This window comes from Brevibacterium sp. S22, assembly GCF_004745485.1.
Taxonomy (GTDB): domain Bacteria; phylum Actinomycetota; class Actinomycetes; order Actinomycetales; family Brevibacteriaceae; genus Brevibacterium.
In genome coordinates this window covers 59995-73871 of record NZ_RHFG01000021.1, presented here as the reverse complement: position 1 = coordinate 73871, position 13877 = coordinate 59995, and the positions used below count along the sequence as shown (strand labels likewise).

Genomic DNA, 13877 nt, shown 5'->3' with positions numbered 1-13877 from the left:
CATGGGCCAGGACTCTGCTGGCCGTGACGACGAGGCCTCCCCGTTCACGAAGTACCAGGTCAGCCAGGAACTCATGGAACTCGGCAACGACCCGATCTTCCTCCACTGCCTGCCCGCCTACCGCGGCCACGCGGCGACGGCCAAGGCCCGCAACGCCCCCGCCTCGGAGGCTTCCGCGCCGCCCCACCACCGCCACCCCCCCCCGCGCCGCCCCGGATTCCCCCGGCGTCCCTCACCGTCAGGCTCAGCACCTCCCCTTCCTCGCAGCACCGCTCCGCGGCGGCATTACACCCCTTTGCGCCGGTGCACACTGCGGTCACATGTTGGGCGCGGCACCAGCGGTGAGGGATGCCTCGCACAAATCGCCCGGGCGAGTCACAACCCCCGGCGCGTAGGTGTTGGACCTGGCACTGACGGTGAGGGATGGTCCCGCGAGAAATGCGGCTGCCAACGACGGCGGGACCGGAGAGACGAACTCTCCGGCCCCGCCATCCTGGCATCAGCCCCGTCGGCCTGGCCTCGGCCCCGCCACCTGACCGGCGGCGGATCCTGACTCAGCTGTTGATCCTGCGGCGGCGGACCACCGTGACCGCGGTGGCGCCGGCGACGATGAGTGCCAGGGCCGCGGCGACGATGTTGAAGGTCTCGAAGCCGGTGCGCGGCAGGTCACCACCGTCCTTCGATCCGTTCGCATCGCTTCCGGTGCCATCGGCCGAACCGCCGTCGGCCGACGCGCTCGCACCGTCGGCATTTCCGCCGGCCGCGCTGTCGCCGCCATCGGCACTGCCGCCGGCGGCACTGTCGCCACCATCAGCCGCGCCACCATCGGCGGCTCCTCCGTCGGCATTGCCGCCGTCAGCCGAACCGTCATCGCCGGCCGAGGCATTCGCGTCGTCACCGACTGCAGCGGTGGCTTCGAACTCATGCGCCAGAGGCAGCGGGTTGTCATCCCACCACGGACCTTCGGCGTTGGCCTGCACGCTGACCTTGACAGTCACCTCACCCGAAGCGTCGTCCGGCGCGGTCACGGTCACAGGGGTCTCGGACTCCCCCGCGGGGATCGAGTCGAGGGTGATCGTCTTGGCGGCCGCCTCGGCGCTGACCTCAGGGGCCTTATCCGTGGCGCTGGCGGATGCCGACTGGGCCTCGGACTGCGGGGCCGCCTCGGCGGTATAGCCCTCCGGCAGGTCGACGGTGACGTCGATGGGGCCCGCCACCTCGGACTTCGCGTTCGTCTTGAGCGCGAAATCAGCGCTCTCACCCGGCTTGATGGTCTTCGGACCGGTCAGCTCGGCACTCAGGCCGCCGCTGTCGATGACATCGTCGGCCGCATCGGCCTGACGCTCGTTCTTGTCCGGGGTGACATCCTTGCCCTCGGCCTGGTGTTTGTTGAAGTAGTTCTCCCAGGTCTCGAAGTCAGTGAGTCCCGACTGCTCGAAGTCGCCCTTGGCGAACGAGGAGAAGTTGTCACCGCCGGCGGCAAGGAAGCTCAGCGTCGCGACCCGGTACTCCTGGTCCGGGTCGATGTCCTTGCCATCGACCTTGACGGACTTCACGTGCTCCCCCTTGTCGGCGGTCGAATCGTAGACGACGTCGAGGTCATCGGAGATTCCCAGATGCAGGAACGATCGGGACGCGTCGTCGGGCTGCCACTGCTCTTCGAACAGGCCGATGACGTCTTCGCCCTTCATCGTCACGACGCCGTGGTCATTCGCGAACGGCAGCACGCTGTTGAGTTCGGCGACGGTGACTTCGCACTCGTCCTCCGTGTTGTAGATGTCGTCGCAGAGCAGATCCGTGCGCAGGCCGCCGGGATTCGTGATGCCGAAGTCGGCTTCTTCCAGCTGCGTCTCCTCGACGCCTTCCTTGAGCGCATCCGCAACGAGGTTGCCCAGCGTGGACTCGGCCCCGCGGTCTTCCTCGCCGTCCTTCTCCGCGCGGGTGATGTCCTCACTGATCGTGCCGGTGACCTCTGAGCCGAGCTCCTTGGCCTTGGCCTCGGCATCGCCGACGATGCCCTTGACCGTGTCGACGACCTCGGAGTCATAGCTCTTGTCCTCGGTCTCGATCAGCTCTGCCGTCTCCGTCTGCCAATGGCCGTTGCCGTCGACGCGCATGGTCAGATTCCCGACGAATTCGCCGTAGCTGCCGGCCTCGATGACCGGACGTGTGCGGTCGGGCTCGCCGGGGATCGGCGCTTCGAATGTGTACGGCAGGTGGGTGTGACCGGTGAACAGAGCATCGACCGAAGCGTCGGTCTCGGTGACGAGCTTCTTGAACTCGGCGTTCGATGCCTCGGCGTCCTCGAGGCTGTCCGTCGACGACGCGCCGAGGTGGGCCTCGACGACGGTCATGTCCGGCTGTTCGTCTTCGGGCAGCTCTTCGAGATCGTCGGCGACGCGGTTGACAGCGTCCGTAGGGTCGCCGAATTCGATGTCGGCGATGCCGTCCGGTGAGACCAGAGATGCGGTGTCCCGGGTGACGACGCCGATGACGGCGATCTTGAGGCCGCCCACGTCGACGACGGAGTATTCGTCGAGTCCGTCGACGACGTTGTCCGTTCCTTTGTCATAGACGTTGGCGCCCGAATAGGGGAAGTCCGATTCGTCGCTCACCCGCCCAGTGAGATCGTCGATGCCTTTGTCGAATTCGTGGTTGCCCACGGCCGAGGCCTGGACGCCGATCGCGTTGAGCACGTCGAGGGTGGGCGTATCGTTCTGCGACGAGGAGGTGTAGGTCGAGGCGCCGATGTTGTCGCCTGTCGAGAGGACCCCGGTTCCGACCCGGTCCGGTCCGATGAAGTTCGCGCGCTCCTCTTCGATGACGGAAGCGACCTGTGTGGCGGATTCGGAGATGCGTCCGTGGAAGTCGGTGATGTTGAGCAGCTGGACCTCGGTGGCCTCGACCGGTGTCTTGTCCTCCGCGTCGGCGTTCTTCGCAGCGTTCTCCGCTTCCGCACCGGACGACGCGCCGTTCGAGGTCTCGGAGGCGTTCGGTGACTCTGCAGTCTCAGCGGAGTCGGTGGGGTCGCTCGGCGCGGAGACGCTGTCGTCGGTCGAGGTGCCGTTTCCCAGGGAAGGTGCCGCGATGGCCGGTGAGAGCCCCGGCAGCGTCAGCATCGACACCGCGGCGCCCGTGGCCAGCACTTTGGTCACAAGTTTCGACATGTATTCAGTTCCTTCGATCAATCAGTCAGGCGCACATCAACCGTGCCGGTGGGGATGAAGACGGGTTCCATCCTGCAGTGCCAATGCGAACTCAGAGTTACCTATGTGTGAATCTACACAGGATTCTCACACCGGGAAAGAGGAATTCTCACATGATCACGACAGATTCCCTGATCGACGAGGCGGGACTGCGGTCTATTCCTGGTCGCGGCGGGCCATTGTCTGCGCGTTCCGGGCGGCATAGTCTTCCGGCGCGGGGTATCCGACCTCGGTGAGGACGAGGCCTTCGGCGGCTGTGACGAACATGGGCACGTCCGGGGCCAACCCGGCGTCGGCCTCGGCGATGAGTTCGGCCGGACGGGTCACCGCCCAATTGCCGGACCCGACTTTGACCAGCCCGCCGACGAGCGCCCTGACCATGTGATGGCAGAAGGCGTCGGCGCGCAGATCGATGATGATGACAGCGTCCTGATCACGGGCGACATCGAGTTCGTAGAGGGTGCGGATCGTCGTCGCTCCCTCGCGGGGTTTGCAGAAGGGCAGGAAATCGTGGAGTCCCTGGACTTCGCTCGCAGCCTCGGCCATGGACTCGGCGTCGAGTTCGCCCTTGTGACGGGGAGTCACAGCCGTGAGCAGCGGGTCGATGAATGATCGATGATCGGCCAAGCGGTACTGATACGAGCGCCACAGCGCGGAGAACCGGGCATCGAAGTCCTCGGGCACCTCGGCCGCGGCGTGGATGACGATGTCATGGAACCCACCGGCGGCGAGGACTCCGCGCAGACGGGACAGGAGGGCCGCCTCGGCGGATCGATTCGACTGGCCGATGAGCTTCGCGATCGACTCATCGCTCAGATCGATGTGGACTACTTGGCGTCGGGCATGGACGCCGGCGTCGGTGCGGCCGGCGACGACGGTGGCCACCTCGGTGCCGGTGATCCGTTCGAGTCCGGTTTCGACGGCGTCTTGGACGGTGCGCAGACCCGGCTGCTTGGCCCAGCCGTGGAAATCCGTGCCGCGGTACCCCAGATCGAGGCGGAAGCGGGTCATGGTGTCATCCTCGCCGAGGCGGGGCCCGCCGTGCCGGGTCCGCCACCGCCGTCGATTGCCTCGGTGAACGGAGCGCGGGCCTTGAAGACGCTGCCGAAGAGTCGGGAGATCGGGCGCATCCGCTGCCGGTGATAGCGTTCGACGTTCGTATTGTAGAGGCGGGCGCCGGCGAGGATCCGTTCGGTCAGCACCTGCAGCTGACCGTGCAGAAGCTGGATCGTCGTGTCGATCTCTTCATTGGCTGCCGCCTGGTGAGAACGGGCGTAATCCGAGGTCAGGGACCTCTCCGTGAGAGCCGCGGGGATGAGGGCGGCATCATTGACGGCTGCCGTCAGGGCGTTCTCAGCGGCGGCTCCGCGGTGGTCGAAGGGGGCGCGTTCTGCGGAGGCGAGCGCGAGTTCGAGCGTGGACAGGTCTTGCCCGGCGATCTGCTGGAGGGTGCCGATATAGGCCGGCACGAGGGCGTGGCGAGCGCGCACCTCGCCGATGAGCTGGCGTTTGGCTTCGTCGCACAGTGACCGCGCCATGGACAGCTGGTTGAAGCGCAGGACCGTGAGGATGAGGAAGAGGATGATGAGGGCGGCGAGTACACAACCGCCGACGATGAACCAGACCACGGCCATTCCCCTCGTTCCATCTGCTGCGTGAGCATTTCCGACACCTCAGTTTACGCAGGGTTCAGACTCGTCGCGAACAGGCCACCATCCGGACACCGCGCCGGCGATCCCCGAGGTGCCGGAGGGTCGATTTCGGCCAGATGTCGCCGCGGTGTCGCCTTCGAGCCACGCATTCGTCACTCGGCGGGCCTTAGCTGGATGACGTGAGAGTAGCGATCATTGCAGAATCCTTCCTCCCCAATATGAATGGGGTCACCCACTCACTCCTGCGAGTCATCGACCATCTGGCCGACCGCGGCGACGAGGTCCTCGTCATCGCTCCGGGCACACGCAGGGACGGCCCGAAGGAGGTCGCAGGCGCCCGCATCGTTCGGGTTCCCTCGATCGCCTTGCCGAAGTATCGGCGCATCCGCGTCGCCCCAGGCGGCGTGACTCGCATCCGCCGACTGCTGCAGCGTTTCGCCCCGGACGTCGTCCACCTCGCCAGTCCGTTCGTGTTGGGTTGGCGCGGGGTGCTCGCCGCGCAGATGCTCGATCTCCCGACCGTCGCGATCTATCAGACAGAGGTTCCCGCCTATGCCGCCCGCTACGGCATGCACGGCATCGAGGCCATGCTGTGGAATCACGTCCGCAACATCCACCAGCATTCCTCCCTCACGCTCGCTCCGTCGTCGTACACGATCGATCAGTTGGAAGGGCTCGGTGTCGCCGAGGTGGCTCTGTGGGCCCGTGGTGTCGATTCGTCGCGCTTCGACCCGGGGCACCGGTCCGAGGCATGGCGTCGCTCCGTGGCCCCGAACGGTGAGAAGATCATCGGCTTCGTCGGCAGATTGGCGGCGGAGAAGCAGGTCGAAGACCTCGCCGCACTCACCGATCTGCCCGGAGCCAAGGTCGTCATCGTCGGTGACGGTCCCTGGAGGACGCGTCTGGAACGGTCGATGCCGGCGGCGCATTTCACCGGGTTCCTCGGCGGAGACGCCTTGGCGCAGGCGGTCGCGAGCTTCGACCTCATGGTCGCTCCGGGCGAGCTCGAGACCTTCTGCCAGACGATCCAGGAGGCCATGGCCTCCGAGGTGCCGGTCATCGCCCCTGCCCGAGGCGGCCCCCTCGACCTCGTCGACTCCTCCCACACCGGGTGGCTCTACACCCCGAAAGACCTTGGTGCCATGCGCGCGCATGCGGCCGACCTCCTCGGCGACGAAGCGAAACGCCGGGCTTTCGGGGTCGCCGGACGTGAGCAGGTGCAGGCCCGGAGCTGGAAGAGCGTGTGTTCGCAGCTCGTCGGCCACTATTCGCGGGCGATCGAGAAACCGGCTCCGCAGGTGCTCGGCCGCGGGTTCAGCACGATGGTCAACTCAGGGATCGAGAACCCGTTGCCGTATTGAGTGAAGTACAGCCGAGCCGGACCCACGGTGACCGCTCACTTTGCCGTCGACCGCACAGGTTAGCTCCCGGTCCAATCGCCGACCCCTCACGTCAGCGCCGCTGTATCAAGGTATGCAGTGCGCAGTCGATGGTGAGCGTCAGACGAGCCAGAGACCTTCAGCCCGCCGTCCCAGCATGCTATGACCTCCGAGGCTCCTTCACCGCCCCAAGCCCGGTGCAAGCCACTCAACATATTCGCTTCCGCACTGCTCCGATCAGTTTTCGACCGAGACCACATCGTTGTTAGGTACTCCGTGCACTGTTGCGCTTAGTCGTCGCCAGCACAATTGACAGACTGCTTTCCAAAACCAGCTGAGCCCAAAGTCGCCCCGCAAGGAACTCATCAACGAACTGGCGACCGCTGACATCGAACTTCAGGACAAACGTCCAATCCCCAGCGACCCTAACCGCGTACTTGACTGCCTCATCAGCAGCCAACAGCTGCGACGCTTCTGAAATATCAGAGTCCCTGACCCGCAGCCACATGATGATTTCAGTGTTCAGCCCCAGGTGCCTTGGAGGGAGCACCGCTCTGATCTGCAACCGCCCCTCTCGTCGCAGTCGGTACAGACGTCGTCTGACCGTAGCCACTGAAGTACCTACCTGACGAGCAATCTCATCGTAATTCTGACGCCCGTCCTCCCTGAGCACCTTCAGTATCGCCACATCTTCTCCGGCAAGCTCAATTTCGTTTCCCAGCTTGAGATCCGGAGCCTGAGGACAATCAGCAAGCAACACCCGCCGCTCGTCGGAGTCGAGAACACCGGGACGCCAGATCCGCGCAGTGCGCAGGTAGTTGAGGACTGGATAAGCTCGCCATTGCAAGATCCCGGGGATCGCTGGGAACTCATCGAGTAGAAACTTCTCCTGTTCGTCTAGATCAACTGCGACGGCCGCGACGACGTCACTTGTTCCCGTCGTGAGATGGACCCAAAGAGCAGGATCGAGCTTGCTCATCGCCGTCGATGTCATCCGCGCCTGCCCAGGCCCACTGTTCACTGCCAGCACGAAACCGTGAGCCGGCACGTTGAAGGCGACTATTCGGACCACCTCGTTCTTCAGCAGCGCATTTCCTCTGCGCGCCACAGTCCGCTCGTTGACGTCGATCGCATGCGCAATTCTCTGCCACGATGCTCGCCCGTCTATGTGCAATGCCTCGAGAATCTTCTGATCAGTGTCGTTTTCAGACATTCCTCACCTCCTCTCGCGCACCTTTCCGCCACGGTTTTGTCGTAAATCATCAGTATGCATCAGTCCATTGACCTGAGAAATTGTCGACTGAATACTGGACGAATCCTCAAAGATGAGATTTACGTCATAGATGGGAGTACATATGGGTGGATTCCTTCTTCGCCGTGCTGCGGCACTCATCCCTGTGCTGATAGTGGTCGCGATCGTCACGTTCCTTCTCATCCACATCATGCCTGGAGATGCGGCGGCAGTGATGTTGGGCCCCGAAGCGACTCCGGCACAGGTCGAAGCCCTACGTGAGAGTCTCGGCTTGAATCAGCCGCTCTATGCCCAGTTCTTCACGTGGGTCGGCAGTGCATTGCAGGGTGACCTCGGACAGTCGTTCTTCATCGGACTTCCTGTGTCCACCGTCATCCACGCAGCACTTGCGCCCACGATCAATCTGGCAATCTTCGCGGAATTCATCGCGATCCTCATAGGTGTCCCTGCGGGTATCGTCGCCGCACGCAAACAGGGCACCGGCACCGACAGGTCAGTGATGGTCGGCGCACTGCTCGGAATCTCGGTACCGAGCTTCCTCCTGGGACTCTTCCTGATGCTCATCTTCTCCGTTCTGCTGGGCTGGCTCCCTGTGGCCGGCTACTCACCGCTCGAGGATGGGATCTTCGAAACTCTGAAATACCTTCTCCTTCCAGGGATCGCACTTGGCAGCATGCAAGCTGCTCTGATTGCCCGAATGACACGCACGAGCATGCTTGAAACCTTGTCTAAGCCCTATTTGAAAACGGCTAAGGCCAAGGGACTGTCAGGTAGTCGGATCATTTACAAACATGCTCTGCGCAATGCATCCATGCCGATTCTCACCACCATCGGACAGACGCTGGGTACGCTCGTCGCCGGAGCCGCAGTCGTTGAAACCGTGTTCAACGTCCCGGGAATCGGCCAGCTGATCATCAATTCCATCGAACGCCGAGACATCGTCGTCATCCAAGGAGTCATCCTTGTCATCGCCGTCTCTTATGTCCTCATCAATTTCCTCGTCGACGTTCTCTACAGCGTCCTCGACCCGCGCGTGAGACTTTCCTGAGGAGGACCATCATGACAGACACCATGACGATCGGTTCGCTCAATCGATTCAACAAGACCTACTCGCGACGTTCTATGTTCATGAAACGATTCGGCGCACACAAGCTGGCGGTCACCGGCGGAATCGTGCTCATCGCTGTCTTCCTCATCGCCGCGATCGGCCCTCTATTCGCAGGCGATCCGCTTTCGCTCAACCCTTCCGAGCGACTGGCGTCTCCGAACCTTCAACATCCGTTCGGCACTGACAACTATGGTCGCGATATTCTGGCTAGAGCCGTCGCGGGGGCGAGAGTATCGCTGCTGGTGGGCGCCGTGACGGCAATCATCACCTCAGTACTCGGTGCAGTCGTGGGCCTGTTCGCTGCTTATAACCGGATTGCTGATGCGATCCTTATGCGGATCTCTGACGGATTGATGGCATTTCCGGCAATCCTCCTCGCAATCGCCATCATGGCGGCGATGGGGCAGCAGACCTCAAACGTGATCATCGCCCTAAGCATCGTCTTCACTCCTTATGTCGCAAGGATAGTCCGATCCGCTGCGCTCGTTGCCAAAGAACAGACATACGTCGAGGCACTGCGGTCGCAAGGAGCGTCGCTCTTCCGGATACTTTGGATCAACATCTTTCCCAACGTCCTCTCCCCACTCATCGTGCAAGCGACTTTCGTATTCGCGGACTCGATCATCACAGAGGCCGCTCTGAGCTTCCTCGGTGCAGGGGTTCCGCCACCCGCACCCAGCTGGGGAAACATGCTTCTTGACGGAAAGACGCTCATCTACAACGCCTGGTGGATGACAGTGTTTCCAGGGGCCTTCATCATGTCCACTATCCTGGCCGTCAATCTACTCGGCGACGGTCTCCGCGATCTGCTCGATCCGACTTACAACCGCAGAAAGTGAGCGCAAAGATGAGTAATAATCTGTTGGAAGTCATCGATCTGAGAACCAGTTTCGACACAGAACGCGGCAACGTCACTGCTGTCGACGGAGTCTCCTTCTCCGTCGCGCCCGGTGAGGTTGTCGGCGTTGTCGGAGAATCGGGCTGTGGGAAGAGTGTGACCGCCGAATCGATTCTGCAGCTGCTCGACCCCTCATCGACAAGCTACTCGGGCCAGATCCTCTTCGGTGGAGACAACCTCCTTCGCCTCAGTGAAGACGCTTTGCGCAAAGTCCGCGGCTATAGGATCTCGATGATTTTCCAAGACCCGATGAGCGCACTCAACCCAGTATTCACTATCGGCGACCAACTCACAGAGGCCATCCTCGCCCACAAACGGATCGGGAAACGGAGAGCGCGTGCCTTCGCGATCGAGCTGCTTGCCAAGACGGGGATCCCCGAACCTGAAAGCCGCATGCGGCAGTACCCTCACCAGCTCTCGGGCGGGCAACGTCAGCGAGTCATGATCGCCATGGCGCTTTCTTGCGATCCTGAGCTGCTTATCGCCGACGAGCCGACGACGGCATTGGACGTGACGACCCAAGCCCAAATCCTCAAGTTGCTCATCGAACTCAAAGATGAATTCGATGCGGGAATTCTCTTCATCACCCACGACCTTGGAGTCGTGGCCGAGATCTGTGATCGAGTGGTGGTCATGTACCTCGGCGAGGTCGTCGAATACACAGATGTACACACCTTGTTCGACAATCCTGCCCATCCATACACCCGAGGCCTGATGGCGTCGACTCCTGGCATCGATGCGGATCCCGAAGACGATCTGCCTATTATTCCGGGAGCAGTCCCAACGTTGCATCACATTCCACAGGGATGCCGTTTCGCCGAGCGCTGTGCATTGGTTCTTCCAGAATGCAGGCAACAGACCATCGAACTCGAAGTCCTGTCCGACGACCACGCATCACGTTGCATTCGCAGCGCAGAACTCGCCACCGGGGCCTCACTGTCAAACGGAGGAGTCCGATGAAATCCGATCAACCGGTACTCGAAGCACACCACTTGTCCAAAACCTTCTCGACGAGGTCCTTCCTGGGACGCACCACTTCCGAAAACCGCGCGGTCGACGATGTCAGTCTGTCCCTGGCTGCGGGAAAGACCTACGCTCTCGTCGGAGAATCGGGATCCGGGAAGTCGACGACCGGTCGGATGTTGCAAGGGCTCATCACCCCGACCTCCGGCCATGTCACTGTCAGAGCTGCCGATGGATCTACCGCTGTGCAGACGACTGCCCGGGCTAATCGAGACGTCCAGATGATATTCCAGGACCCATACTCTTCCCTCAACCCCAGAAGAAGGATCCGAGGAATCCTCGAAGAGTCGTTACGCATCGTCGGAGAAAAAGATCCTTCAGTACTGCGGACAAAGGTCGATGAGGCGTTGAACGCGGTGGGGTTCTCAGACGAACATGCACAGCGTTACCCTCACGAATTCTCTGGGGGCCAACGGCAACGCATCGGAATCGCCCGGGCGCTGGTCGTCAACCCCAAGATCATCATCTGTGATGAACCCGTCTCTGCGCTTGACGTTTCGATTCAGGCGCAGATCCTCAATCTGTTGCGAAAGCTACAGGCTGATCTCGGCCTCGCCTACCTGTTCATCACTCACGACATGTCTGTCGTCCGGTATCTCTCTCACCGAGTCGGAGTCATGTATCACGGCCGAATTGTCGAAGAAGCCAATACGCCAGATCTCTTCGCTGCCCCGCAGCACGAATACACCAAACGGCTCTTAACCTCCGTCCCGATCCATCATCCGTCCCTACGAACTTCAGCGAAGGCCTGACACCATTGATTATCGAAATGATCACCGTCCGCCGGGCGAGCCTCAACCTCATCACCCCGTTCACCACAAGTTTCTCCACACAGACAAACCGTGACTTCCTCATCGTCGAAGCAACCTCGGCAGATATCACCGGATACGGCGAATGCGGAGCATTCGCCTACCCGTACTATTCAGAGGAATATACGTCAGGGTGCGAGCTGGCCCTCACCGAACATCTGATTCCTCTGCTCAGAGGAGCCGACATTTCACACCCAGACGAGGTCCGGGATCGTTTGGCCCCGATCAAACGCAACAACATGGCCAAAGCAGCCGTCGAAGGTGCAGTTTGGGACCTATGGGCAAAAATGCAAGGTGTCTCCCTGGCCGGCGCCATCGGCGGATCGAAAAATTCCGTAAATGTAGGAATCAGTATCGGTATCAAGGACTCGCCGACCGAACTAGTAGATGTTGTGTCTCACGCCATCGACGATGGTTTCGCTCGGATCAAGATCAAAATTAAACCCGGTGCAGACCTGTCCTTCCTCCGGGCAGTGAGAGCAGAATTTCCGGATGTCCCGCTGATGGCTGACGCCAACAACGCCTATAGCCTGGCCGACCTCGATCACCTTCGCCAGCTGGATACGCTCGACTTGATGATGATCGAACAGCCACTGGCACACGATGACATCGTCGATCACCGCCACCTCCAGCAAGTACTGAGGACTCCGATCTGCCTCGATGAGAGCATCCATTCTCTGAGCGATGCCCGCAAAGCAATTGAGTTGGGCAGCTGCCGCATCATCAACATCAAGATCGGACGGGTCGGCGGAATCAGTGAAGCAAAAGACATCGAAGCGCTCTGCCGCGAAGAGGGAATCGACGTCTGGTGCGGCGGCATGCTCGAGTCCGGCATCGGTCGCGCACACAATCTGGCGATCGCGTCACTTCCCGGATTCACTCTGCCTGGGGACACCGCCCCCTCAGCACGCTATTGGACCAAAGACGTCATCACCCCTGAAGTAACGATGGACCGCGGCAGTGTTGCTGTACCCACTGGGCCAGGCATCGGATTCGACATCGATCACGCGATGCTCGACGAAATCACCACCGGGGTCCGAGACTTCGAGGCCGATGCCCAATGAGTGCACAGACACTCCAGACGGACGACGTAATCGGGTCGACCGCAACCGGTCTAACAGAGAAAATCCAGGCCGGTGCTATCACCGCAACCGAAGCGGTCACCGCATTCCTCGAGCGAATCGCTGACGTGAATCCGACCGTCAATGCTCTGCTCGATGTCCAACCGGATCGCGCCATGGCGGAAGCTTCGCGAATCGATAAGCTTGAACCAGCTCAACGACGACGGATGCCTCTGGCCGGGCTACCGGTAGCAGTCAAAGATCTCATTCCCGCTGCCGGCTTTCGCCATACGCAGGGAAGTTCGATCTTCGCCGACAGAATTGCGTCACACGATCATGCTGTCGTCGAACGAATGAAGCACGCTGGCGCGATCGTCGTCGCGAAGTCGAACACCCCGGAATTCGGCCTTGGTTCACACACTTTCAACGAGGTCACTGGCCTGACGCGCAATCCCTACGGGCTGAATCATTCCGCCGGAGGCAGTTCCGGTGGCGCAGCGGCGGCACTCGCAGCACGGATGATCCCGATCGCCGATGGCAGCGATACAGGCGGTTCGCTGCGTAATCCTGCGTCATTCTGCAACATTGTCGGGTTGCGGCCCTCTTTGGGAACCGTCCCGAACTCTCCCAACGGCTACGCCTATGGCTCCCTTTCGGTCAAGGGGCCGATGGCGAAGACTGTGAGAGATGCCGCGCACTTACTGCGAGCAATTTCAGGTTTCTCGTCTGACGACCCCTTCTCCTTTGCCGCAGACACCGCTGGACTCGAAGAAGTTGTGGACTCTAAGTTCGGTTCACGGCTCGGTGCTTCGCAAATATCTGCGGCATACACCTTGGACTTCTCAGGAATGTTTCCAGTCGATGAAGAAGTCAGAAGAGTTACAGAAGAAGCAATCGACCAGCTGCGCTCGGATGATTTCCGCATCACGAACACACACCCCAATCTCCCTTTTGCAAAGGAGGCCTTTCGCACCCTACGTGGTCTGCAGATGCTGGCGACCCTGGGGCCCCTGACCGACGAACACAAAGGTGAGATGAAGGACGACGCTCTGTGGAATGTTGAGGTCGGTCGACAGGTAACCGGGGAAGAGGCTTCGTCTGCATTGCGCGGTCAAGCTCAGTCGTGGTCGTCGATGGCGGACTTTCTACAGAACTACGACGTGCTGATCACACCGACCGTGCAGGTGCCGCCGTTCGCAGCTGAGATGCGTTACCCGCGCACTGTCAACGGCGAAACGATGTCCGATTATCTCGAATGGATGACGTTGCCAAGCATTATTACGACAACCAATCATCCTGCGGTTTCAGTACCCGTAGGCTTCACCGATTCAGGGCTGCCTGTTGGGATTCAGATCATCGGCCGATTCCGAAACGAAGGTCGGTTGCTTGAGATCGCCAAACGCATTGAGGACCGAATTGGCTCCTGGGCGGTTGCTCCGACGTTCGACTCCACTGTGCAGGCCGACCGTTTCCCACACATCAGCTGATT

General features: G+C 61.2%; 12 protein-coding genes. 8 read left to right on the top strand and 4 right to left on the bottom strand.

Features of this window, described 5'->3' with window-relative positions:
- Nucleotide 1: 1 nt before the first annotated feature.
- On the top strand, nucleotides 2–553 hold the full coding sequence (locus tag EB835_RS20860) for a hypothetical protein (RefSeq protein WP_346763156.1): 552 nt from the start codon (nucleotides 2–4) through the stop codon (nucleotides 551–553).
- Nucleotide 554: 1 nt separating this feature from the next.
- On the opposite strand, the gene EB835_RS15340 is transcribed toward EB835_RS20860, so the two are convergent.
- From EB835_RS15340 to EB835_RS15330, 3 genes are all read right to left on the bottom strand, one after another.
- Complete coding sequence (locus tag EB835_RS15340; protein ID WP_135810321.1) at nucleotides 555–3167, bottom strand: bifunctional metallophosphatase/5'-nucleotidase; 2613 nt, start codon at nucleotides 3165–3167, stop codon at nucleotides 555–557.
- Between the two features lie 195 nt (nucleotides 3168–3362).
- Nucleotides 3363–4217, bottom strand: coding sequence for a tRNA pseudouridine(38-40) synthase TruA (gene truA / locus EB835_RS15335; RefSeq protein ID WP_135810320.1), 855 nt, complete (start codon nucleotides 4215–4217; stop codon nucleotides 3363–3365).
- Nucleotides 4214–4840, bottom strand: coding sequence for a LemA family protein (locus tag EB835_RS15330; protein ID WP_205749953.1), 627 nt, complete (start codon nucleotides 4838–4840; stop codon nucleotides 4214–4216). Before EB835_RS15330 ends, truA begins: the two co-directional genes overlap by 4 nt.
- Nucleotides 4841–5037: 197 nt before the next feature.
- On the opposite strand from EB835_RS15330, the gene EB835_RS15325 reads away from it, so the two are divergent.
- The gene (locus EB835_RS15325) at nucleotides 5038–6219 is read left to right on the top strand and encodes a glycosyltransferase family 4 protein (protein WP_240688777.1); all 1182 of its coding nucleotides are present in this window, start codon (nucleotides 5038–5040) and stop codon (nucleotides 6217–6219) included.
- 283 nt (nucleotides 6220–6502) lie between these two features.
- Here EB835_RS15325 and EB835_RS15320 read toward each other — a convergent pair whose 3' ends face one another.
- Entirely contained in the window at nucleotides 6503–7450 is a 948-nt protein-coding gene (locus tag EB835_RS15320; protein ID WP_135810319.1) for an Lrp/AsnC family transcriptional regulator, read from the bottom strand.
- Between the two features lie 142 nt (nucleotides 7451–7592).
- Between EB835_RS15320 and EB835_RS15315 the strand changes: the two genes are divergently transcribed.
- From EB835_RS15315 to EB835_RS15290, 6 genes are read left to right on the top strand one after another with little or no spacing between them, the layout of a single operon-like run.
- Nucleotides 7593–8537: an ABC transporter permease gene (locus EB835_RS15315; RefSeq protein WP_135810318.1), complete on the top strand. Its 945-nt coding sequence runs from the start codon at nucleotides 7593–7595 to the stop codon at nucleotides 8535–8537.
- Between the two features lie 11 nt (nucleotides 8538–8548).
- Nucleotides 8549–9436 carry an ABC transporter permease gene (locus EB835_RS15310; protein ID WP_135810317.1) on the top strand — a complete coding sequence of 296 codons (888 nt, stop codon included), beginning with the start codon at nucleotides 8549–8551 and terminating at the stop codon, nucleotides 9434–9436.
- An 8-nt stretch (nucleotides 9437–9444) separates the two neighbouring features.
- On the top strand, nucleotides 9445–10455 hold the full coding sequence (locus tag EB835_RS15305) for an ABC transporter ATP-binding protein (RefSeq protein ID WP_135810316.1): 1011 nt from the start codon (nucleotides 9445–9447) through the stop codon (nucleotides 10453–10455).
- Nucleotides 10452–11270 carry an ATP-binding cassette domain-containing protein gene (locus EB835_RS15300; RefSeq protein WP_168216752.1) on the top strand — a complete coding sequence of 273 codons (819 nt, stop codon included), beginning with the start codon at nucleotides 10452–10454 and terminating at the stop codon, nucleotides 11268–11270. The genes EB835_RS15305 and EB835_RS15300 overlap by 4 nt, the downstream gene beginning before the upstream one ends.
- A 17-nt stretch (nucleotides 11271–11287) precedes the next feature.
- On the top strand, nucleotides 11288–12391 hold the full coding sequence (gene menC / locus EB835_RS15295) for an o-succinylbenzoate synthase (protein WP_135810314.1): 1104 nt from the start codon (nucleotides 11288–11290) through the stop codon (nucleotides 12389–12391).
- Entirely contained in the window at nucleotides 12388–13875 is a 1488-nt protein-coding gene (locus EB835_RS15290; RefSeq protein ID WP_135810313.1) for an amidase, read from the top strand. The genes menC and EB835_RS15290 overlap by 4 nt, the downstream gene beginning before the upstream one ends.
- Nucleotides 13876–13877: the final 2 nt, after the last annotated feature.